Here is a 22,506-nt window from a genome sequence, read left to right on the forward strand (position 1 = left end):
TAATAAGAAATAGGATGAAAATAAATGGTGTACTGTTCTAACTGTGGAAAAAAGAATAAGGATGATGCTAAATATTGTTATAATTGTGGTAAACCCATAATATTGGAAGAAACTGTAAAAAAACCGTATAAACCTTTGAAAGAAAAAGTATTAAACGGTGCAGAGATCGAAAAGTCTGAAAAATCGTTGGAACCCCAATATGAATATGAAGCTCCCGAAGAATCTAAAAAAGAACTTTGGGACCTTGAATGGCGAGTGATAGCACTGGGAACTCTTCTACTTATAATTTTTTATGCCATAATGTTGAGATTCATACCCGGCATAGCCTTCATAATAGGGGCAGTTATTGCAGCATTCTATGTTTTTTCAGCTTCAAAGAAAGGATCGTTGTTTTTGATCGAGTTTCCATTGGTAATACTCATCGGGTTAATAGTAACCACTTTATTCAGCTTTTAATCCACTATCTTAAAAATTTTTCTTTCAAATAATATCAGAAACTCGAGGATTAAGTCTTTCAAAAACACCCACAATATTTATATATGATGATCATCTACCTAATTGTACTTCCTTAAAGTGCTGTGTTTTTAAATCTTGCAAACCAAGATAGTATGTTGCAAGATTAACTAACAGGCTTTACTTGGCATATGCCGCCGTAGCTCAGTAGGTAGAGCGTTCGGCTGTTAACCGATTGGTCACAGGTTCGAGCCCTGTCGGCGGCGTCCTGGGCCCATAGCTTAGCCAGGTAGAGCGCCCGGCTCATAACCGGGCGGCCATGGGTTCGAATCCCATTGGGCCCACTTAAATAATACAAAAAATTGCTCCGGTAGTGTAGTCCGGCCAATCATTTCGGCCTTTCGAGCCGAAGACTCGGGTTCGAATCCCGGCCGGAGCATTCTTTAAATTTTATTATTACATCTAATACAGCCCGCATTATAAAAATAATATTTTATTATTTTGCGGGGGTGCCCGAGCTGGCCAAAGGGGACAGGCTTAGGACCTGTTGGCGTAGGCCTACCAGGGTTCGAATCCCTGCCCCCGCATAGACAATAAAATTCATTCGCCGGGGTGGGGTAGGTGGTTATCCTACGGGACTGTGGATCCCGCGACTCGGGTTCGAATCTCGGCCCCGGCCCCATTATAATTTTAAATACTATTTTTTCTATTTTATGAATTAATTCATATTAATTTAAACAACTATAATTAAAAATAAATGCAATGAGAATTTAGTTTTAAAGTTTAATTCTACATATAAACTTAATTAACCAGAGGATAATGTGTACAAACAACTTTATTTATCATTCAAATCCTAACTTTTTATATCATTAGAAGTAAAAGGCTAAATTTTAATTTTTTTAAAAAAAACCAAAATACTTATAATATATTATTAAATAAATTACTAAGGATAGTGTATTTTCCTTAGAGTTGGTAAAATGATAAAAATGGAAAGAACTTGTGGTAGTCTTCGCTGTGATGTAATCCAAAATGGCAAAAAAATTGGTCGTATGGATGGTGTAAATGTTACCCAATGGTTTTTAAAGAACAAATATCGGTATACCGGCACATTTTCACGCTTTTTAAGTAACAAACCAGAGGATAATTACACAGGGGCCAGAATAGATATTATCTTTAATGATAAAAAAATTGTGGTCAAAGATGCTGAAATCGAATGGATCAAAAACACTACAAAAAATGGGACTTTCCATGCTGCAGGAATAGAAAGCCTTCATTAGTTATTATAAACAATTTTGGATAATAATAATTTTTATTTGGAATGTTTTTAATTTTTTTATCCATTGAAAGTCCCTATTTTTCATTTTAAGATTAACCTTTTTATTTATATAAGACCTATATTTCAAGTGTAAAATTAATAGCAAGATTTAATGTTTGTTAAAATAATTAAATTATGATACTATGAGCAAAAAAGGGTCTAAAGAAGAACGTGATTTAGTTAGAATGTTGTGGGATTCTAATTTTGCCGCCATGAGAGCCCCTGCATCAGGTGGAGCAACAAAAAAACCACTTCCAGACGTTTTAGCTGGTAATGGAGAAATTTATCTGGCCATTGAAGTAAAATCAACATCAAGAGATAAAATCTATATCAATTCACAAAAAGTTAAGGGTTTATGTGAATTTTCAAATATGTTTGGGGCTATACCTTATATTGGAATAAAATTTAGATATAAAAAATGGCTTTTTTTAAGTCCTGAAGACCTTGAAGTAACAAGAAACGAAAATTATAGGTTAGATAAAGATTTAGCTTTTAAAAAAGGTTTAGAACTTGATGAATTGATAGGAAAAGGCCATCAAGTTAAATTCTAATAAATTATTTTTGGGGAAAAATTTAATTTTAGTAAATATATAATAATACCCCTAACCATTAAAAAAACAAGTGCCTAAAGGAGGGAATTATTTGAAAAAGAGTTTGATATCAACGTTATTAGTACTTATAATATTGTCGAGTGCTTCATATGCATTTGCCCAGGATGTTATCGCAACTCAAAAAGGTCCGTCTCAGGCTTCTAAAGGCGAAAACATTACCATAGAATATTTAATAACAAATAATGGTAATCAGGCCATCTATCAAGTGAGCGTATCTGATCAGAACTTTTATAGATTTTTAGGAGCAATAAAACCGGGCGAAACAAAAAAATTCACTGAAAAAGTATACATACCCACTGATAAAGAAGTTCAAGAAGATTTTGGTCCTGATGCCACTGTTCCAAATCCATTCTTCATAGGAGGCGTAGGTGTCAGTTATCAAGATGCCAGTGGAAACCAATACACTATAAATTCGAACAGTCTGGATATTCCATTAAAAACTAGTGAAAATAGTAATCAAAATTCTAACGTTGAAAACACAAATGGAACTTCAAAAAATGAGCAAAACCAGGGAATCTGGCAAGAAATAGTGAATTTTATAAACTCCATAATCCAATATTTCAAGGAATTATTCAATATTCAATAATTCCCCAACTTTTTTTAAAAATGATAAATGATTAGTTCAAGTAAAAAACTATTATAATGATGTAATTCACCCCATTTTTCAGTTATCATAATAACAATTAATCACTAGAATTTTCTTTAGATTTAGAATTTACTGATTTAGATACAGCAGCTTCATTTTCTTTTTTATACGCTATAACTGCGGCGTAGGTAACTCCTAAAATTAAAGGGCCTATTATAAAACCAACCAACCCAAAAATTAGAGGTCCAGATAAAAATCCTAAAATAAAAATTAATGGATGAATATCTGCGTATTTACCAGATAATTTAGGTCTGATATAAATGTCACTTCCACTAAGGAAAAAGCCAAAAAGAAGCACTAATATTCCTCGAACTATATTACCTGTTGCAAAATCATATATGGCTAGAGCCGTGTATGTTGGCCAAGGGCCTATTATAGGTATTAACTGGAAAAACCCTGTTATAACACCTAAAAATAGAGAATAAGGATATCCCAATAACCAAAATCCAATAGCGGCCATAACTCCTATTATGAGTGCTGTTAAAAAATGTCCATAGAATATACTTTTTAAAACTCGATCTATTTCTTTGACAAGACTATCAAAAAAGTGTTTCCTATCACCCGGTATGGTAAACTCTACATATTCCCATAACTTATCACCATCCCTTGCAAAATAGAATGTTGATGCGAAGAATATGAGCAATTCCAATGCTAACATAGGTATGGACTGTAAAAAATTAATTAAATATTCTAAAAGTCCTTTTAAAATATCAGCTATCTGTAAATTGATGGTAGCTAAAAATGAATCAGTGTAAGATTGAAAACTATCTGGAATATAGTTTTGATACGGTACCAACTGAACCGAAGTAGAGTTTAAATCAAGTCCTTTTATCATTGAAACAATTGAAGGGGCTGATTCGATTAATGTATTGATAGACAATGCTATTACTGCTATCAAAGGTAAAATCACAAGTATCATAGCAATTGAAACAGATACTGATTTATATTTTATATATGGATTAATTCTTCGAGAAATCGGACGGATTCCATAGGCAAATATGGCCCCAATAAGAACCATATTAAGTACAGGAATCATGACAATCAAAGAAAAAATGAGAAGAATCACAACTATGAACATAGCTGATGTTAGGGTTCCTTTTAATTTGTAAATCATAATATCACTGAAATCTATATTTAAATTTTTCTTTTCTAATATTAAAATTAGGTAATATTGTGTTAGATATTCTAAAAAGTTGTAATTATAGTTTATGTTTTATTCCAGATGCATCTCGTCGATATTTAGCGAATTCTCTTATTAATCTCACTTCGTCAGTAGTAAATACTGGTCCTTCTACACATATTCGCCAGCCAGTGTTATCCACACAACATTGGCCACACAACCCCATGGCACATTTCATGTATCTTTCCAAGGAAAATTGGGCAGGAATTTTATGATGATCAACCAAATCAAAAACGCCCTTCATCATAATTTCAGGTCCGCATGTAGCTATCATATCATAGGAGGACTCTGTAAGAATTTGATTAGCAAGTTCAGTAGGAAATCCACAAAATCCATGACTTCCATCATCAGTACAAGTTAATACAGAGGCTCCTGCTCTTTCCATTTTTTCCCTGTATAACAGCTCATTTTCTGTCTGGGCAGCGCAGATAACATCCACAGTTACTCCACGTCCCGTTGCTTCATCAATTAGAGCAGATAATGGGGCCATTCCAATACCTCCGCCAATTACCAAAATTTTATTTCCTTTTATCTCAAATCCTCTACCATAAGGGCCTCTTAATCCAAGTTCATCGCCTGGTTTTAGTGAATGTAATGATTCAGTGAATTTTCCAACTTTTTTTATAGATATGCCCATTTCATCATTAATAGAATCTATTAATGATATGGACATAGGCTTTTCATCAGTGAAATTCCAAACCATCATAAATTGACCTGGTTTTTCATCTTGAATTTTCCAGTTAAAAATAAAGGTTTTAACTGAATCAGACTCTTTAATTATTCTTTTAATCTTAACTACTTTTGGAATATTCATGTTATCTGCCTGAAAATCTCATTTTAAGTTCATAGTGTAATAAAGCCTTTAAATTCCATAATATTAATTTAAAGAAATTTATAATTTTTATTAGTGTTTTTAGTTTATTAATGAGCCTTGCCTACCATTTCATCTATTGATTCTATACCTTTGCGATGCATAAACTTTTTTAACCCTCTGCAGATATCATTAAAAATGTCCATTCCTCTAAACATTACTGCAGTACCAATCTGAACACATTTAGCTCCGGCATAAAAGAATTCCACAGCATCTTTATAATCCATTATGCCCCCCACTCCAATTAAAGGTACTTTAACAGATTCATAAACTTCAAATACATTTTTAACTGCTATAGGTTTAATGGCCGGACCTGAAATTCCTCCAAATCGGTTGGATAATATGGGATTTGCAGTTTCAAGATCAATGCGCATGCCTGGACCCACAGAATTGATGAGGGTTAAACCGTCACAACCAGCTTTTTCAGCACTCAAAGCTATTTCTACAATATCTGTTACATTAGGAGTTAATTTTGCAATAACTGGGACTTTAACAGTTTTTTTCACTGATTTAACCACTTCATAGGTTAATTGTGAATCCTGTCCAATAGAAGCGCCGCAACCTTCTTTAGCGTGTGGACATGAAACATTCAGCTCTATCATGTCGACCAATGTTTCGACTTGAGATGCAACCTTAGAAAATTCTTCTGGAGATGCTCCATAAATTGATGCGATTTTTGGTATGTCACCCTCAATTTTTTCCAATTCCATACATACTGCATTAACTCCTGGATTGGAAAGCCCTATGGCATTAATAACCCCGCCAATCACTTCAATTGTTGTGGGATTTGGATAGCCTTTATTAGGTTCTTGAGAAAATGATTTAGTGACAACAGCACCTGCACCACTTCTACCTGCCCAATTAAGGGATGAAGCCGTGTTTCCCATTATTCCTGCTGCTAACATGGTGGGGTTTTTCATTTTAAGATTACAGAATTCAGTTTCTAACATCTTTTCACCAGTCTTTAAATTTTTAATAGTTTTCCACCGATTATATAAAGAAAGTTTAAATCTTTCAAACATAGATTTAATATTCATGAAGTGTTATCTGACTTATTGTGTTGCCGGTTTTTTCGCCTTTAATGAAAATTGTAATCTTTTAGATTATGAACTTTTCCCAAAAGCAAAGATTGCTGAAAAACATTTAAAAATTCAAGATGGAAATTTAACACCTGAAGAAGAGTTAATTTTAAAAAAAATTACGAAAAAATGTGATAAAATAGTTATAGAAACTAAAACAGGATTTTTAAGATATAAAAATCTCAAGGGTAATGATAAATTTGAGTTTAAAAGTCCAAACATAGGTGGAGACTATTTAAGGGAGAATTTGATAAGTATTCTTAGTGAAACTGAATTTATCATATCTGAAGAAGATTTTAAGGATATATTACACTCAATATCCATGGAAATAGTTCAATCCAAATTGAAAGACGCATCAAAGGCAGAGGATGTTTTTTTAATACAAGCCATTAATGCTATTGACGAATTGGAAGAAGCTAATGGCAAATTAATTGAAAGAATAAGGGAATGGTACGCTATTCACTTTCCAGAAATGGATAAACTTAAAAATCATGAAAAATATGTAAAACTGGTAGCTGAATTCGGAGATAGGAGTTCTATAATAGAAAGCAGTCAACTGGATCCTGATATGGATATGGATAGTGTGAATAAAAGTTCCGGAGCTGCGTTAGAAGATAATGATAAGATTATACTGCAAAGTTATGCATCTTCTATTAAATCACTACAAGAATCAAAGAAATCTTTGATAAAATATGTTGACACTAAAATGGAAGAAATTGCCCCTAACTTAAAAGATTTAGTAGGATCTTCACTGGGGGCAAAAATTATCGCTCATTCAGGCAGTACTATGAAGCTGGCAAAACTTCCAGCCAGCACTGTACAGATCATGGGTGCTGAAAAGGCACTTTTTAGGCACAAAAAAACAGGGGAAAGACCACCTAAACATGGTTTAATCTATCAGCACCCTGATGTTAGAAGTTCCAAATGGTGGATCAGGGGAAAAGTTGCCAGAGCACTGGCTGCAAAAATAGCACTTGCCATTCGAAAGGACGTTTTTTCTGGAGAATATGATCCCAGTATAAAAGAAGAATATAATGAAAAGTTAGAGGAAATTAAAAAAGCAAATCCATTCCCTAAAAGGTCTAAAAAAGGGCAGATAGATAAAAATAAAAAAACTAAAAAAAAGAAGAAACGGAATAAAATTTCAAAAAAGCAGGTCAAAGACTACTATTATTAATCTATTAAAAATGATATTGTAACCATTAATAAGTTAATTTCAAGTATAAAGTGCTATATCCTTTGTTAAAGATTTAAAGTTTAAAATTAAATCATTAAAATGTATTATTAGTTGAATTAGGTAGAAATTTATTAACAAATATGGATAAATAATTGGGTTTCAAAGTTGAAATTTCCATATTTGGACTAACAATACATCATGATGGGCACGGAATTGAACTTAACATCCTGAATAATCATAACTATTGATATAATATAAGGAAGCTATTTGTATTGAAAGGAGTATTGCCCGTACTATTTATTATATCAAGCATTATTTGTATAATCTTGGCCAATATTTGCACTACGATTTTCCATGCATGTGAAACAGAGAATTCAACAAAATTTTGGACACTTAAAAATGTTTAGATAAGTGTAGTATATCAAAAGAATATAAATATTACAATTAGACTATTTAGAGGAAGTATAATGGAAATAAATGAAAAATTTAATGGTGTTTTTCAAATAAACAATAGTATTGCCACTGCAAACATCAATCCAGGTATTAAAGTCTATGGAGAAAAATTGTTGGAAGTGGAAGATGCTGAATATAGAATATGGGATCCCCGCAGATCAAAACTATGCGCTGCAATAAAAAATGGTCTGAGCAATTTTCCAATAACAAAAGAATCTAAAATTTTATATTTAGGTGCTTCTGCAGGTACAACACCATCACATATATCAGATATAGCCTATGAAGGCATTGTATACTGTGTAGAATTTTCGCCAAGAATAATGAGAAATTTGATGGAAGTATGTCAAAATCGCAAAAATATGATACCTATATTGGATGATGCCACCAAGCCACTTAATTACCTTCCAATGCTTGAAAAAGTAGATATGATCTATTGTGACGTTGCCCAACCCAAACAATCAGAACTTTTCATGGATAATATGCGTTTATATCTAAAAGAAGAAGGTTATGGAATAATAACTCTAAAATCTAGAAGCATAGATGTGACTAAAAATCCTAAAAAAGTTTTTAAAGAGGAAGAATCAAAATTAAAATCAAAAGGGTTCAAAATAACTGAAAAAATAGATTTGAAACCCTATGAAAAGGATCATATGGCATTTTTATGTCAGATAGACTTTTAAATGGAAAAGAGTGTTTAAGATTTTTATTAAACAGATTTATGAAAGCTTTTTTATTATTCTTTCAATAATTATCTGGGCAATATTTTCTTTTGAAGATAAAGAAGTTTTGGTGATTTCATCATCTATTATTATGACCTGATTTTTAGTTGATCCAAAACCAGTTTCTTCATTAGAAACATCGTTAGCAACTATCATGTTTGCATTAGACTCTTTGAGTCTCATTGAAGCTTTTTCAATTAATTGTTCCTTGCTTAGATTATACTCTGCTTTAAAAGCAATGAGAAATATTTCAGGATTAATTACCTTGGCAGCATTTATTATTTTAGCGGTAGGCTCCAATTTGAGGGTTAAGTCTTCATCTGATGAGATTTTAAGATTAATATCTCTTGATCCTTTTTTAATGGTAAAATCAGAAACAGCTGCAGCTGAGATAAAAATATGCTGATTTTCCACCAGTTGAGTTATAATCTGGTACATTTCATTAGCGGATTCTGCCTTTATAGATTTAAATGATTTAGGTATCTCTGTTGAAACATTAGCATAAACAAGGGTCACCTCTGCACCCTTTATGAAAGCCTGTTTAGCAATTTCAACTCCCATCTTTCCTGAACTTCGGTTAGTGATGCCTCTGATAGGATCTATCTCTTCAAAAGTTCCGCCGGCAGTCACCAGTACCTTCTTACCCTGCAGTTCACCTTCAGACATTAGCTGTAAAGAATGTAATACAATATCATCTATTTCAGGAAATTTAGCCTTACCTTCTTCTATTTTTGGCTTAACAAAATTTATCCCTTGGCTTTTTAATTTATCAATATTTTCCACAATTGCTTTATACATGGAATTGTGCATGGATGGGACCATTAAAATAGGCGTTTTATAACCAAAAGCTGTAATTAACAAAGCATTTATGGGATTATCTGCAATTTTATAAGCAAATTTACTGACTAAATTTGCAGTTGAAGGTGCTACGATAATCAGATCTGCCTGTGCATATTTCACATGCTCGATCTCACCGGTAAGATTTAAGACAACTTTCTCGCCAGTGGCAAACTCCATAGCATTAGGGTGAATTATATGGCATGCTTCATCACTCATGAAACATTTTACATTTGCACCTTGCCTTTTGAGTTCACGTGCAAGTTTTACCGACTCTATTGCTGCTATACTCCCAGTAACACAAAGTATAATTTCCATGTTATCCGCAATTTTTTATTATAAATATTTTTATGAACTTTGATTTTAATAAAAATATTTGAGGGTTTAATCAACCACGATAATAGTTTCCTCATTGGTTAATTTTTGTATAATATCATTTAAAACGCTTAATTTGGCTGGAATTCTGCGAGCATCTTCTCTCATGACTCTTATTTTGTATTTTTCTTTTCCATCTTTACCGTAGACAATGTTAATCCCAGAAATTCTTGCTGGTGCTAATATATCAGTTGAAACTGATTTGAGATCAGAATTTTCACCAACTACACGGACCTTTTTTCCAATCTTTTTTGTTATGGCCCTTACAATCTTTCCACCTTTACCGATCAGTTTTCCAACCTGATCCTTCTCGGTAACTATTATAACAACGTCTCCAATTTCTATGGTCTTTTTAAATCCAATTTTTCCCTCACCAACTTTGTATAATAATTTTGCAATGTCCAAGTCGATCTGGCTTATTTCACCACTTTTTAACTTGTTTTCACATCCCTGACATAACATTCCACTTTTTAAACAGACATCGCATACTGGTAATACCATTCGCATTCCTCCTTATTTTCTTTGATAAAAGTGACAATTTACTCCCTAGTCGAACCTTCTAACTGAATTAATAACTTAAACTCCCTACTTATGACCTAAACTGCATTAGGCTACCTGTTTTAATAAGATATTACTCGGCCTAATTTTGGGAAAATAATCTTTCAGATAGTCCTCTTTCCTATGAGAATTTAATACTTAGCTTATAGCTAACATAATCTTACCAAACTTTCCCTAGGTCCATTATTAATAAGATTAAAGCAATAAAATGAGCAAACTATCCTAACATGCCATAATCTGTTTATTTTACATCTTAAAATGTAAGTAAAATCAAAAAAACGGTTAACATGACATTTGAGTTAAGATGACTACTCTCTATCTAAACATAGAATGACATCAAATATAACTTTATCGTTTTTGGGATTCTTTTAACTTGATTCTTTTAACTTAATGTGTATTTCACAAAAAAAATAAGATACTCCATATTATAGAAAAAGCGTATATAACCGTTTCTAGTTGATTCCAATAACAAAATGATACATCACATAGTTGAAAAACAAGATATTATTGTTTTTATGAGAATGTAATAATTATTGCAACTTCAATGAAGTAAGTATAGAATTATAATATTCCTTCATTTTCTTTAAAAAATATTGCTTTTACATATGGTCAACTGTTATTCTACAAGATATAAATTTAAATTACATCTTTTAGATCCCATAGCAACTTAGGGTTTTTCTTTATTAGATCAATAATAAGTTTTTTTAAACTTGCTTCTTTTGTCTTAGAATCACTTATACTATGAAATATTGTGTTAAGAGTTTCATCATCCATTTCAATAAGTTTATGTTGAAGTTTAGTATATCGAACAAGTTTCTTACCAAAATCATTTTTCCATAAATCGTCATATTTTTTAAGAGCTTTTGCATGGTAATTTCCCTTTTCTATGGAGTCTGTGGCAACAATACCGGCAAATAACCCCCCTACCAATGCATTTACAATACCTCCTCCAGTTATGGGATTCACATGTCTAGCTGCATCACCTACTAACATTACATTGTCAGCTACAGCACTTTCAAGGGGACTGACTGGTTCACTGCCAACAACAAATTCAATTATTTCTCCTTCAGGAAATTTATTACTTATAAAATTATCTAAGTAATATTTAGGATTTCTTTTAGCTTTTGATGGTAAAACACCTATACCAACATTAGCAGTATTTTTTCCCTTAGGAAAATACCATATATATCCTCCTGGAGCAGAAGTATTCCCTAACCAAAAATAGCAATAATTTTGATCAATATCTAAGTTAGTCAATTGATACTGCGCACATGACTCTATTTCATTTAAGGCGAGTGTAGTATCTATTCCTGCCCATTTTCCTACACGACTTTCCACACCATCAGCCCCAATCACTATTTTAGTTTCAATACTGTCAATTTCATCCATTTTTTGAATAGTCACTTCAGCAGTTCTAAATTTACTACTCCTTTTTAACCCGACCGCCGTTGTTTTAACCATTACGTTAGCACCAGCATTAGCCGCGAGTTTTACGAGATGTCTATCAAATATTTTCCTTTCAAGAACGTATCCAACCTCATTTCCAGCAAATTGTTCTTTTAATATTATTTCAGTCCCATCAGGAGAATATATTTTAGCCCCGCTAATATCAGCAGCAACCCATTTTTTATCAACTTTTACAAGTTTTTCAAAGTGTTCTTTGCCAACACCTTCTGCACATCTCACAGGAATACCAATTTCTGGTCTTTTTTCAAGCAATAACACATCTAAGCCGTTTTCAGCCGCAGTTTTTGCTGCCATACTTCCAGCCGGGCCTGCACCAACAACTACAACGTCATAATCTATCACAAAACTCCTCCATTTCAATAATAGAAATAGGGCAGGTTCTAAGACAAGCCAAACACAAATCACATTTATTTTGTTTTATATTTACTGCCGTTCCAACAATCTCGTTTGCACTGGATTTACAAACAGCGATGCAAGCTCCACAAGAAAAACATTCATTTTTATTAATTTTTATCACTTTTTTCTTTATAGTTATTTTTTTGTCGCGACTCATAATTCATCTCTCCAAAAAAGCTATTTAAATTTAATTTCATCAATAAAAGCTTTATTTTGATTAATTTGGTTATATTAATACCTTCACCCGTTTTAATTCTATTTATGACATTTTCTACATCATCATCATGATATTTTTTGATTATAGCATCCCACCCACTATTACCTAACTTATATTTTACTTTTGACCAAGAAATATTCGCATTGTATACTTTTTTGTTGAAATTATTCCATTGGTTTTGATACTCTAAAATATTAGAATCGAAATATTTTTCGTTTTCAAATGCATTTATAATTGATTTTGCACATAAAATACTGGTTTCAAGAGCTGGTCGAAGTCCTTCAGAGCCCCATGGCGTGGCCATTCCTGCAGAATCCCCTATAAACATGACCCTTCCATTTACAAGCTTTTTACTACAACCAATAGGAATTGTTCCTTTTTCCACGCGCAGAGTTTGGGCATTCTTTAATGCGCTATTATATGGTTTAAAATACTTTATTAGATATTTTAAGTAATCTTTCAAAGTATTTTCTGGAAAATTTGGGTTTTTGCTACCAACACAAGTGCCAAATTTCGCGATTCCATCCTTGCCAGGATAGAACCATCCCCCACCAGGACTATGATCTCCACCAAATAGACAAAAATCATTAAATAATTTGATATCACTATTTTTGAACGCATATCCATAAGAGTGTTGAAAAAAGCTTGGTAATTTCATTTCAAGTTTTTTTCCGCAAAAAAAAGCATTACCTGTTGCATCTACCAGAATTTTAGTGCTTAGTACATGTTCTTGGGTGGCTACGACAATCTCTTCGCCATCTACTGAAAAATTTATTGCAGGGGTTTTCTCATATAATTCAAAATTTCCCAACATTGCCTTTTTTAAAAGTATTTCAGAAGCTTTTCTATAATTTATAAGTGCTAAAATAGGTTTGGATGTTTCATAACATGCAGAAAGCCCACTTTCACTTCGAAAACTATATTTTGTGTACGGTTGCAAAATTGCGCTATTTAAATTGAATTCATTAAGGGTATTCATAAAAGTAACTGATGAAGTCTTTGATTCATCTCCAATTTCTCCTTTTTCAAGAAGAGTTACCTTTAGATCGGAATTAGTACAAATTTGTGAGGCAACACCTAATCCTGCAAAACCACCACCTATTATTAGAATATCCGTTTGCATTTCAACGCTCCATTTCTACTAGTACATCTCATTAAAACTGATAAAATACGGCTTTTTTAATATAATAATGCATAAAAATCATATACTGACCTCGTCAAATTCTTCCTAAAATTAATCCTACAAATGCCACCACCATTGCAAGTTTACATACCTTTTGAAGTTTTGAAGCATCTATATTGCGATCCCTTGAATTAAGAATCGGATTTAGTATACAATACAAAAATAGTAAATTCACAAATAAAACTATTATAATATAATTCAATTCCATGAAACCTAAGAAATAAAAAATTGGACTCGAAAAAACGACAATAGTTAAGAGTAATGATGAAATCAGAAAAGCAAATTCTGAACTTTTAATTAAGGGGATTGTAAAAACTCCCGAATTTTTATCCCCTTTAATATCCTCAATATCTTTATATATTTCTCTAGATATTGTTGTTATAACAATAAAAATCATCAAAAGTATTGAAACATAATTAAGTGCCCCTGAAATAACAACACCAACAATAACACTAGTACTACAAGCAAATCCTATAATTACATTTTTTAACAGCGTTTTTTTATATTTTTTATTATAAAAAAATAAAATCAACAAATAAACACTTAAGACAAATATAACCAGAATACTTGTCAACGAAGAAATTAAAACTCCCGCAATCGATAGAAAAATTCCCAGTGATTTTACTTTATTAGCAGGTACAACTTTGTTAGGAATTACTTTAGTAGGTTTATTAATTTTATCTATTTCAATATCATAATAATCATTTAAAGCGTAAGCACCAGCAGAAATTAGTCCAAAAGACAATGCAGCTAAAAACAGTTTAATAGTTTCTAAAGTATTAAGTGTTGCACCAATGATAAAAGGCGTAAATAATGTAATAAACATTAAAAAAACTGAATTTGAAGGTCTAGTCACCCCAATATAGTATTTATAACTACTTAATTTATGTTCCAATCTCATTCAACCAACTCCCTGCCAAAAAGTGGGAATAGCGGTTGTTTGTTCTTTCCATGAAACTTATCATGCAACAATTTCACTAAATATCGAGAACTAGCATATTTATAAAAAATAAAGTGCAGCAAACCATCATATATATAAGCCAATGTAAACTTTCTTTTGTACCTGTCCTTACCTAATACGATTGATAAAATTTTCATTGGATGAAAAACAAATTTAAAAGATTCTTTAATTATATCGTTTATCATCTCATTACTGTCATAGTTTTCTGGAATTATTATTGGAGTTACATAATCCCATTTTTCACAATCAAATGTTCTTATCCACTCTTTTTTTGTATCTTTGTGTAACCTTGTCCAAGGAATAGGTATTGGTATATAAGTTATAACAAAATCTGGATCCCAGTCACGAATTATTCTGAATTTTCTTTTTAATCTTTCCTTAGTTTCATTTCGATCTCCAAAAAATAGATTTGCCGAAGTAGCAATTCCATTTTTTCGTAATAATTTAATCGCTTTTCTGTTTTCAGTAACTGTAGTCCTTTTGTTAATTTGATCCAGATACTCTTGTTCTACACCTTCAACTCCTAGATCTACATGCACTATGCCTGCTTTTTTGTATAAACTCAGATAATTAGCGTCTCGAATAACATCAGTCACCTTGAGGTTTAAAATAATGTGTATATCTAAATTCCGGCGTATAATCTCGTTCAAGACATTTAACCATCTAGTTGGACTTACTCCCGGATTTTCATCAGCAAAAAAGAAATATGTTACATTATATTTTTTATTTAAATATTCTAATTCATTTACAAACTTTATTGAATCTCTAACCTTGTATTTTCTCCAAAAGCCCCATTGACCACAAAAATCACATGATGATGGACATCCTCTCGAAAATTGAACTACAGCAGTTATTTCTTTTGTTGTCCCATTTCTATATAATTCCCAGTCAATAAGCTCCCAAGCAGGCCGTACGGAATCCAAATCTTCAATTGGTTTTCTAAGATCATTGACAAGATAAGATCCCCCATTTTTTCTCCAAATTAAACCATTAATTCTATCTAACGGTTTTTGATTTTCTAATGCATTGACTAGTTCTTCAATTGTTAATTCTCCTTCACCTTGGATGATGAAGTCAACTTGAGAATAATTTTTCATTATTTTATCAAATTGAAATGTGGGGTAGGAACCTCCATAAATTGTTTTAATTTTTGTGTCAATTTCTTTAACAATTTTAATCACTTCTAAACTTTTTTTTGAAGTAACTATCGAGGCACTCGAACCAACACAAACCACGTCAGGCTTAAAAATTTCAATATTTTCTCTTAAATGCCCTGTGCCCATATTTAGTTTAGCTGCATCAAGGAGTTTCACAACATGGCCGTTATCAATCAATATTCCACCTAAATAGAGAAGTCCTAATGGAGTCATAGTGCCAATTGCTAATTCTGCCCCGCCGCAATGAAAATTGGGGTGTATTAACAGAATCTTCATTAATACTCACACCTGAATTATGAATTTTTTTAGTTGTATATTGACTTCGTTTTATTATTTAAATGTATTACTATATTAATCATAATCAGTAAATTTATTAATAGCATTAAGTATAATTAGTAATATTTTAATATTTTATAAAGGTATTAATAATAATTTACTAAAATAGATATTTAAACGATTTTTTCCATTAATAGTGTTTATACTTCTTATTTGGAAATATTGATTTGTACTATTTAATATAAATTAACATTAATTTTAGATTTTTAGGAAAAAATTATTATTACTATCATTATAAAGTACATTTATATGTGAAAAAAAAGAAATACATTTTCATGAAAATTAGTATTATTAACAGTAAATTCATAGAAAAAATGAGTTGGGAATGACTTAAAAACAGTTGTTAATAAAGTAATATTTTATGGTATAAATAGGAAAAATTAAATCCACTAAAATTTGAAATATCACTATATAAAAAATAATTACTGAATTTTGGTACCTTTTATTAATATTAAAATTGTACTATTCATTTTTATAATGGGAAGCGCTGCTACCAAATTTTTTTTTGTAATACACTCTTAAAAAAATATTCTTTCATTTAATATTACATTTAATTAATTTATAAAATTAAATTGAAAAGTTTTTTAAATTGTATTGCATAATATAATTACAATTAAGATTTGGAGGTAAAAAATGAAAAAGTATCTTATTTTGATAGCCCTTTTATCAGCCGTTGTTCTGGCATCAGGCTGTGTAGATAGCGGAAATCAGACCACAAATCAGACATCTGATATAGCAACCAAAACGTATACTAATGATACTGCAGGATACTCCTTTGAATATCCTGAAAACTGGCAGAAGATGTCTGCAAATATAACTGGAGACGCTGTAGGTTTTAGAGATGAAAGTACCGGTACCAATTTAATTGTCAGTACCTTATCAACGACCCAACCCACTGACGAAGAACTCACAACCTTCCTAACACAACTAGAAAGTCAATACGGCTCACAGTTTGAAGGATTTGAAAAGGTTTCTTCAAATACCGTGACAATAAACGGAGTTAAAGGAATTGAAATAGTATTCCAAAGTACTTCTAACGGCGAAGCGATACAACAAAGACAAGTAATACTGTTCAAGAACGATGTTGCCTACTTCCTAACATTTACTGCTAAAGCCAGTGAATTTGCTAGTGAATCTGCGAATTTCGATGCTGTGGTTAACAGTTTCACCATAAAATAAATTTTAATATTTAAAATAAATTTTAATATTTTTTTATCTTTTTTATTTTCAATTAAAGGATTTCCTAATTTTCTAAGACACATTATTCATTTAAACTCTTAAAATTCAGGATTTAAGTAATCTATTAAAAATTTATAAAAAAATAAATATTTAACCCTGAATCCTTAAACTATTCAAAATCAAGTCAAAGTTGGGTTTTTCTTTTTCGTAATCTGAAGTCAAAGCACTCATTAAAATAACATATATGTTATCATCTCTTTGTAACCATAAGGCCCTCTGTTCTTTTTGAACGCCATTTTCATTGACATAATATTTATTTTCATATAATGTTTCACCGTTTACGGTGGTGTTTCCCTCAAAAATTCTCTGATAACTTGTGTTGTTAAACATTACTGCATAGTTCTCATTATAGACACTATTCAAGTTTGAACCACTGGGTATTGCTATTTTTTGTATGGTAAAAACTGTACTGGCATATCCTGTTTGTGAATCCTCAGTCCTTGGGTCCGCAACAGACACAGTGGCATTTGGTGCTCGGTTAGTTGCAATACTCCAAGAAGCAGGATAATCAAAAGAAATATTATTTTGAGAATATGTTTTAGTCTCATTCGTTTGATTAGAATCCCCAATACAACCGGATACAAATATAACTAATGACAAAAGAGCAATTGCAATTATGTATCTTTTCAAAATATCATCCTCTATAGTTTAAACTAATCTGATAAACTTTTAAAAAATTAAGAAAAGGAATAAATTACGTTAAATTTTTTGTTTCTGGATTAGAGTCATCTGTTTTCGTTGTATCATCTGTTTTTTTATCATCATCTGTTTTCGTTGTATCATCAGGTTCTTCTACTGTATCGTTATTATCCTGATTATTTGTAGTCTGTTTTGTTGTAACTTTGGTCTGATTTGTCATGTTGGTACTGTTGTTAAAATCTGGAAATGCACTTTCATTCACTGCCACAGAAATCTGAGATGAATCACTGGGACTGCTCAAAAAATAGGAACCCAACCCTATTCCAACAATAAATGCTACTGCCAGAAATGCAATAACCATTATGGGTAAATTTGATTTCCCACTGCTTGGGGCTTGTTTAGTTTTTCTATAGCCTGCAGGAGTTACATACTTTTTAACCAGTTCATCCTTTTCTCGAACATCATCTGCTTCCTTCTTTTTATTGGTCCAGTGATCAAGGGGTTTTTCAACTGAACCTCTCCCCTGAAGTCTTTTAATCCTGTCTGCAGCTTCAAACGTTTCTAACTGTGAATTATATTCATTTTTAAATTTATTATAGTCTTTTTTTGAGATTTTACCCTCTGCAAAATCTCTTTCAAGCTCATTCAAGCTTTTATTAATTTTATCTTTATCAAGAGTTATCTTCATCATCCCCTTAAATAGGATATGATCCTAGCATCTTTATGTATGGTGTTTTGGATCTGATAATATTTAAAATATTCCCAATATCTGGGTCTTCCCGGTGACCCTCAAAATCCACGAAAAAGATATAGCTTCCTAACTTTTCCTTGGAAGGTCTAGACTCAATCTTGGTTAAATTCACTTTTTTAATTGCAAAAACCCCGAGCACCTCATAAAGACCTCCGGGTTTATTTTCCGTTAATGAAAATACAATTGAAGTTTTATCGTTTCCAGTTTTTGGATGATCATGGTGGCCCAGCACTATGAAACGAGTGACATTACTTTCATGATCTTGAATATTCTTTTTTAATACTTCCAAGCCGTAAATTTCCGCAGCCCTTTTTGTTCCAATTGCAGCAGTATTTTTCTTATTCACAATCAATTTTGCTGCAGCAGCTGTGCTTGAAGTGTCATGAGTATTATAACCATGTTTTTCCAAAAATTTACGGCACTGTGAAAGAGCTTGTACATGCGAATAAACTACCTCAATCTCATCTAAAGTCGTACCTTTATTAACCAGTAAATTATGACTTATTGGAATTATGATCTCATTATTAATTTTTAAATCATAATCATGCGCTAAAAGATCTAGTGTTACACCTACAGGTCCCTCAATGGAGTTTTCTATTGGAACTACACCCCAATTTACCTCTTTTTTTTTCACTGCATCCAATACCTCTAAAATAGACTCATATTCTACTAGCTCTCCTTCAAGTTTAGAAGCTGCTTCCTCGGTAAACGTACCAAAAGGACCAAAAAATCCTATTTTTTGATTTTCACGTGTTTGAATTTTTAATTCTTGGGTGGGAGACTTGCTGGAATTAACAGGCATATTAAAACTCTCAACAAAATAATTTTTAATAAAATTGATTATAGTTATTTAATTATTAAAATAATGGTAATTAACTTCTTCTAATTTTTCATAGGTTATACAAAATGATCCAATAAATTGCATCAGTATAAACCGCCCTTCAAATAATTTGTAATTTTATCAGTAGTTGCTTGATGTATCCGTCTAATAACTGCTTTTCCATCTTTAAATTTGATTAAAGTAGCATTTACTCCCAAATCATGGAGAAATCTTACAAATTCCTCTGCTTCATCCTTAGAGTCTACGCCAATAACTAAATCTTCTGCTGCAGGGTTATCCTGGGAAACATGACTTATAATTTGAACCATTGGCATCAATATGGATTCTCCAAGTCTTTGAGCCCTTTCTTTAAGTTCTTCATGAGATTCGTTCATTTCAAACGCCTGAAAGCCTTCTCTTATCACTCTGGAAAAGAAAAATGCCCTTCCAAAATCAAAGGGATATTTAAAAGCATATCTAATTTCTCGGTCATGTGCTTGGGAAGCAGTATATTTAAGAGGCATTTCTTCCATTTTTACATCCTTTATTACTAATCCTTCTCTTCCTTCTTCTCCAAGCTTTTTTATTATTCTTTTAACTTCCATAGCTGCTTTATCCACATCATAAAATCCAAAAAGTCTGACTGGGGGAAGATTATATCTTTCTATTAATTCAAATTTTTCGTGAATAGTGAGGGGCTGATTGGATATTTTCTCACGAACATCGAATATTCTAAAACCTAGTTCCCCAATCTCAGGGTAGTAGTGGGAAACATATGGATTTTCAGTTCCTATCATTTCACCACATATAACCAGATTAGGATTATCCTCGAAAAAGGGATCTAAATCCATTAATTCCTGGGTTTTTTTTGTAGTGAAGGGACATACATAGCCTCCCCTTGTAAAAGCAAATATTTGATGATCTATAGATGCAATACGTACATTATAACCGTTCATTTTCTCTTCAACAGCTATTTTATTATTAAAATGATTTTCCACTGCAGGAGATAAGATCAAAGTTCTTCTTATCTTGGGAAATCCCCTTACAACTTCAATTTTCTCTCCAAAATAAACAACTGTACCAGATTCTACAGTTCCTACGTCCTTTCGAAATTGAAGTGCAGGAAATCCACGCGATTCATAAAACTTAATATTACCATGGATAAGTGCGTTATTTAACTTTTCTGCCTTTACTTTAAGAATTTTTTGCAATTCTTTGTCTATAAAATCTTCTATTGATACTTCTGAATCCAATTCACAAGTATCACATTTATAAAAAAAAGAAGTAAGAGAATTATTTCTTCTCCAATCAATCTCCATTGGGGATTTGCATTTAGGACAAGTTATTATAGGAAAAATTCAGCGAACCCCCTCCACCTCAGCAATAAATTTCACTAAATCAGTTTTAGTGATAATGCCTACTAATTGGCCATCATCATCAACCACCGGCATGCCACTGAACCCTTCCTCAACCATTGTTTTAGCAGTTTCCTCTACATTAAGATTTTCATTAATGGTTTCAACATTTTGAGTCATTACATCTTCCACTAGTAAGTTTCTGATCCTTGCAGCCTTATATTTATCTGGAACGACTTTTCTAAAAGATATCATTGATTTAGCAATGTCTTTAGCAGTTATCATCCCTACAAGTTCACCATCCTCCATCACCGGAAGTCTTCCTAAATCTTCATCTAGAATAAGTCTGCGGGCATGCACGATACGATCATGAGGTGCTATGGTGATTAAGTCCTGGGACATTATGTCTTTAACCAGGGTGTTCTGATACGGTTTTCCCATACAAATACCTATGAAATCCGTTTTAGTTACTACTCCCTCTATTTGATCTTTATCTAGGACAGGTAATCCCCCTACACGATTGTCCAACATTTTTTTAGCTACAGTGCCTACATTTTGGTCACTTTCAGCATTAACCAATTCTGTATGCATTACTGTTGAAACATGGAAATGAGAAGGTGCAAGATTACCATATTTAGATGAACCCAACTTTAAAGCGATGTCTTTTTCAGTAATTACCCCAACAAGTTCTTTAACGTGTTCTTCGTTAGTATTTACTACGATAAGTCTTGATATTTTATTTTTTTTCATTAATTTTAAAGCATCACATATGTTTTGATCTTTATCAACTAGGACTACTTCTGGTGTCATTATATTTTTAATATACATCAAATTCCTCACAACTGTTTAAGTCATAATATATAAAGATATTTACTGTATTCCTTCAATTATATCAGTTTTAGTAATTATTCCAACTAATTCGCCATCTTCAACAACAGGAATCCCACTTATATCTTTTTCAATCATCATCTCAGCAGCTAATGATGCATCAGCGTCTTTAGACATCCTAAGAATATCATTGGTCATTATATCCCCTGCGGTAAGCATTGAAACCATTCTAAAGTTTTTTTTATCTTTCCCATCTGCCTGACGGATGAAATAAACTTTTTCAACACTTACACCAGTTTCAGGATCATCGATATTTGCAAAAGATATATTTTCAGATGTGATTATTCCAACAGGTTCACTGTCCCTCATAACCACAATTCTTCCGATGTTATTATCCTCCATAATACTTATAACATGGGTTATGGCGTGATTTTCATTCACGGTTATAACTTCAGAAGACATTAAATCTGAAACTTTCCACTTGGATTTAAATTTGTTCTGGTAAAAGTTCATTAGATCAGTTTTAGTTATTATTCCCACTAGCTCTTCCCCATCAATAACCGGAATGGAACTGATATCATTTTTTAGCATTATTTCCACAGATTCTTTGACTTTAGTATCAGAGCTTATAGTTATTAAGTCATTGTGCATTACTCTTCGAATTGATATTTTATCCAGAGGTCTTTTTCTCCATGCTGCCCCATTACCTCTTAGTTTTCGAGCAATATCCTTTTCCGTAACAATACCTACTGGAACTCCTTTTGAATCAATCACAACTATTCTGCTGAAACCATGTTTGAGCATTAAGTTTCGAGCGTATGCTACTTGATCAGTATCTTGAATAACAACCACTTCATCACTCATTATATCTTTAACATTCATT

General features: G+C 32.1%; 23 protein-coding genes and 5 tRNA genes. 12 read left to right on the forward strand and 16 right to left on the reverse strand.

Features of this window, described 5'->3' with window-relative positions:
* Nucleotides 1-24: 24 nt before the first annotated feature.
* The 9 genes from CIT01_03935 to CIT01_03975 all read left to right on the forward strand — a co-directional run bounded on the left by CIT01_03935 (nt 25) and on the right by CIT01_03975 (nt 2,965).
* Nucleotides 25-456, forward strand: coding sequence for a hypothetical protein (locus CIT01_03935; protein ID AXV37411.1), 432 nt, complete (start codon nt 25-27; stop codon nt 454-456).
* Nucleotides 457-646: 190 nt separating this feature from the next.
* Nucleotides 647-719, forward strand: a tRNA-Asn gene (locus CIT01_03940).
* A gap of 4 nt (nt 720-723) precedes the next feature.
* Nucleotides 724-797 (forward strand) — tRNA-Met (locus CIT01_03945).
* A gap of 20 nt (nt 798-817) precedes the next feature.
* Nucleotides 818-892 (forward strand) — tRNA-Glu (locus tag CIT01_03950).
* Between the two features lie 64 nt (nt 893-956).
* Nucleotides 957-1,040: transfer RNA gene (locus tag CIT01_03955), tRNA-Leu, on the forward strand.
* Nucleotides 1,041-1,059: 19 nt separating this feature from the next.
* Nucleotides 1,060-1,135: transfer RNA gene (locus CIT01_03960), tRNA-His, on the forward strand.
* A gap of 295 nt (nt 1,136-1,430) precedes the next feature.
* Entirely contained in the window at nt 1,431-1,730 is a 300-nt protein-coding gene (locus CIT01_03965; GenBank protein AXV37412.1) for a hypothetical protein, read from the forward strand.
* A gap of 181 nt (nt 1,731-1,911) precedes the next feature.
* Nucleotides 1,912-2,319, forward strand: coding sequence for a Holliday junction resolvase (locus tag CIT01_03970; protein AXV37413.1), 408 nt, complete (start codon nt 1,912-1,914; stop codon nt 2,317-2,319).
* A 91-nt stretch (nt 2,320-2,410) separates the two neighbouring features.
* Entirely contained in the window at nt 2,411-2,965 is a 555-nt protein-coding gene (locus CIT01_03975) for a hypothetical protein (GenBank protein ID AXV37414.1), read from the forward strand.
* 97 nt (nt 2,966-3,062) lie between these two features.
* On the opposite strand, the gene CIT01_03980 is transcribed toward CIT01_03975, so the two are convergent.
* The 3 genes from CIT01_03980 to CIT01_03990 all read right to left on the reverse strand — a co-directional run bounded on the left by CIT01_03980 (nt 3,063) and on the right by CIT01_03990 (nt 6,026).
* Nucleotides 3,063-4,139 (reverse strand): AI-2E family transporter, encoded by a 1,077-nt coding sequence (locus CIT01_03980; protein ID AXV37415.1) that lies wholly within the window; start codon nt 4,137-4,139, stop codon nt 3,063-3,065.
* A gap of 85 nt (nt 4,140-4,224) precedes the next feature.
* Nucleotides 4,225-5,019, reverse strand: a complete 795-nt coding sequence (locus CIT01_03985; GenBank protein ID AXV37416.1) for a dihydroorotate dehydrogenase electron transfer subunit — start codon at nt 5,017-5,019, stop codon at nt 4,225-4,227.
* A gap of 107 nt (nt 5,020-5,126) precedes the next feature.
* Complete coding sequence (locus CIT01_03990; protein ID AXV37417.1) at nt 5,127-6,026, reverse strand: dihydroorotate dehydrogenase B catalytic subunit; 900 nt, start codon at nt 6,024-6,026, stop codon at nt 5,127-5,129.
* 85 nt (nt 6,027-6,111) lie between these two features.
* Here CIT01_03990 and CIT01_03995 point away from each other — a divergent pair, with 85 nt between their 5' ends.
* Both CIT01_03995 and CIT01_04000 read left to right on the forward strand, forming a co-directional pair.
* Complete coding sequence (locus tag CIT01_03995; GenBank protein ID AXV38716.1) at nt 6,112-7,332, forward strand: ATP-binding protein; 1,221 nt, start codon at nt 6,112-6,114, stop codon at nt 7,330-7,332.
* 467 nt (nt 7,333-7,799) lie between these two features.
* Complete coding sequence (locus tag CIT01_04000; GenBank protein ID AXV37418.1) at nt 7,800-8,465, forward strand: fibrillarin; 666 nt, start codon at nt 7,800-7,802, stop codon at nt 8,463-8,465.
* Nucleotides 8,466-8,501: 36 nt separating this feature from the next.
* Here CIT01_04000 and coaBC read toward each other — a convergent pair whose 3' ends face one another.
* The 7 genes from coaBC to CIT01_04035 all read right to left on the reverse strand — a co-directional run bounded on the left by coaBC (nt 8,502) and on the right by CIT01_04035 (nt 15,931).
* Nucleotides 8,502-9,659, reverse strand: coding sequence for a bifunctional phosphopantothenoylcysteine decarboxylase/phosphopantothenate--cysteine ligase CoaBC (gene coaBC / locus CIT01_04005; protein ID AXV37419.1), 1,158 nt, complete (start codon nt 9,657-9,659; stop codon nt 8,502-8,504).
* A gap of 66 nt (nt 9,660-9,725) precedes the next feature.
* On the reverse strand, nt 9,726-10,217 hold the full coding sequence (locus tag CIT01_04010) for a transcription elongation factor NusA (GenBank protein ID AXV37420.1): 492 nt from the start codon (nt 10,215-10,217) through the stop codon (nt 9,726-9,728).
* A 693-nt stretch (nt 10,218-10,910) separates the two neighbouring features.
* Entirely contained in the window at nt 10,911-12,083 is a 1,173-nt protein-coding gene (locus CIT01_04015; protein ID AXV37421.1) for a digeranylgeranylglycerophospholipid reductase, read from the reverse strand.
* On the reverse strand, nt 12,070-12,294 hold the full coding sequence (locus CIT01_04020; protein ID AXV37422.1) for a hypothetical protein: 225 nt from the start codon (nt 12,292-12,294) through the stop codon (nt 12,070-12,072). Before CIT01_04020 ends, CIT01_04015 begins: the two co-directional genes overlap by 14 nt.
* Nucleotides 12,245-13,477 carry a hypothetical protein gene (locus tag CIT01_04025; protein AXV37423.1) on the reverse strand — a complete coding sequence of 411 codons (1,233 nt, stop codon included), beginning with the start codon at nt 13,475-13,477 and terminating at the stop codon, nt 12,245-12,247. Before CIT01_04025 ends, CIT01_04020 begins: the two co-directional genes overlap by 50 nt.
* A 94-nt stretch (nt 13,478-13,571) precedes the next feature.
* Nucleotides 13,572-14,438: a hypothetical protein gene (locus tag CIT01_04030; GenBank protein AXV37424.1), complete on the reverse strand. Its 867-nt coding sequence runs from the start codon at nt 14,436-14,438 to the stop codon at nt 13,572-13,574.
* The gene (locus CIT01_04035) at nt 14,435-15,931 is read right to left on the reverse strand and encodes a hypothetical protein (GenBank protein AXV37425.1); all 1,497 of its coding nucleotides are present in this window, start codon (nt 15,929-15,931) and stop codon (nt 14,435-14,437) included. Before CIT01_04035 ends, CIT01_04030 begins: the two co-directional genes overlap by 4 nt.
* Before the next feature lie 693 nt (nt 15,932-16,624).
* On the opposite strand from CIT01_04035, the gene CIT01_04040 reads away from it, so the two are divergent.
* Complete coding sequence (locus CIT01_04040; GenBank protein ID AXV37426.1) at nt 16,625-17,170, forward strand: hypothetical protein; 546 nt, start codon at nt 16,625-16,627, stop codon at nt 17,168-17,170.
* 150 nt (nt 17,171-17,320) lie between these two features.
* Here CIT01_04040 and CIT01_04045 read toward each other — a convergent pair whose 3' ends face one another.
* From CIT01_04045 to CIT01_04070, 6 genes are all read right to left on the reverse strand, one after another.
* The gene (locus CIT01_04045; GenBank protein ID AXV37427.1) at nt 17,321-17,860 is read right to left on the reverse strand and encodes a hypothetical protein; all 540 of its coding nucleotides are present in this window, start codon (nt 17,858-17,860) and stop codon (nt 17,321-17,323) included.
* A 64-nt stretch (nt 17,861-17,924) separates the two neighbouring features.
* Nucleotides 17,925-18,557, reverse strand: a complete 633-nt coding sequence (locus CIT01_04050; GenBank protein AXV37428.1) for a hypothetical protein — start codon at nt 18,555-18,557, stop codon at nt 17,925-17,927.
* 7 nt (nt 18,558-18,564) lie between these two features.
* Nucleotides 18,565-19,422 carry a chorismate mutase gene (locus tag CIT01_04055; GenBank protein ID AXV37429.1) on the reverse strand — a complete coding sequence of 286 codons (858 nt, stop codon included), beginning with the start codon at nt 19,420-19,422 and terminating at the stop codon, nt 18,565-18,567.
* A 122-nt stretch (nt 19,423-19,544) separates the two neighbouring features.
* Nucleotides 19,545-20,759 (reverse strand): RNA ligase, encoded by a 1,215-nt coding sequence (locus tag CIT01_04060; protein AXV37430.1) that lies wholly within the window; start codon nt 20,757-20,759, stop codon nt 19,545-19,547.
* A 39-nt stretch (nt 20,760-20,798) separates the two neighbouring features.
* Complete coding sequence (locus CIT01_04065) at nt 20,799-21,623, reverse strand: inosine-5-monophosphate dehydrogenase (protein ID AXV37431.1); 825 nt, start codon at nt 21,621-21,623, stop codon at nt 20,799-20,801.
* A gap of 42 nt (nt 21,624-21,665) precedes the next feature.
* Nucleotides 21,666-22,505 carry an inosine-5-monophosphate dehydrogenase gene (locus CIT01_04070; GenBank protein AXV37432.1) on the reverse strand — a complete coding sequence of 280 codons (840 nt, stop codon included), beginning with the start codon at nt 22,503-22,505 and terminating at the stop codon, nt 21,666-21,668.
* Nucleotide 22,506: the final 1 nt, after the last annotated feature.

Origin of the sequence: Methanobacterium sp. BRmetb2, assembly GCA_003491285.1 — an archaeon.
Classification (GTDB): domain Archaea; phylum Methanobacteriota; class Methanobacteria; order Methanobacteriales; family Methanobacteriaceae; genus UBA117.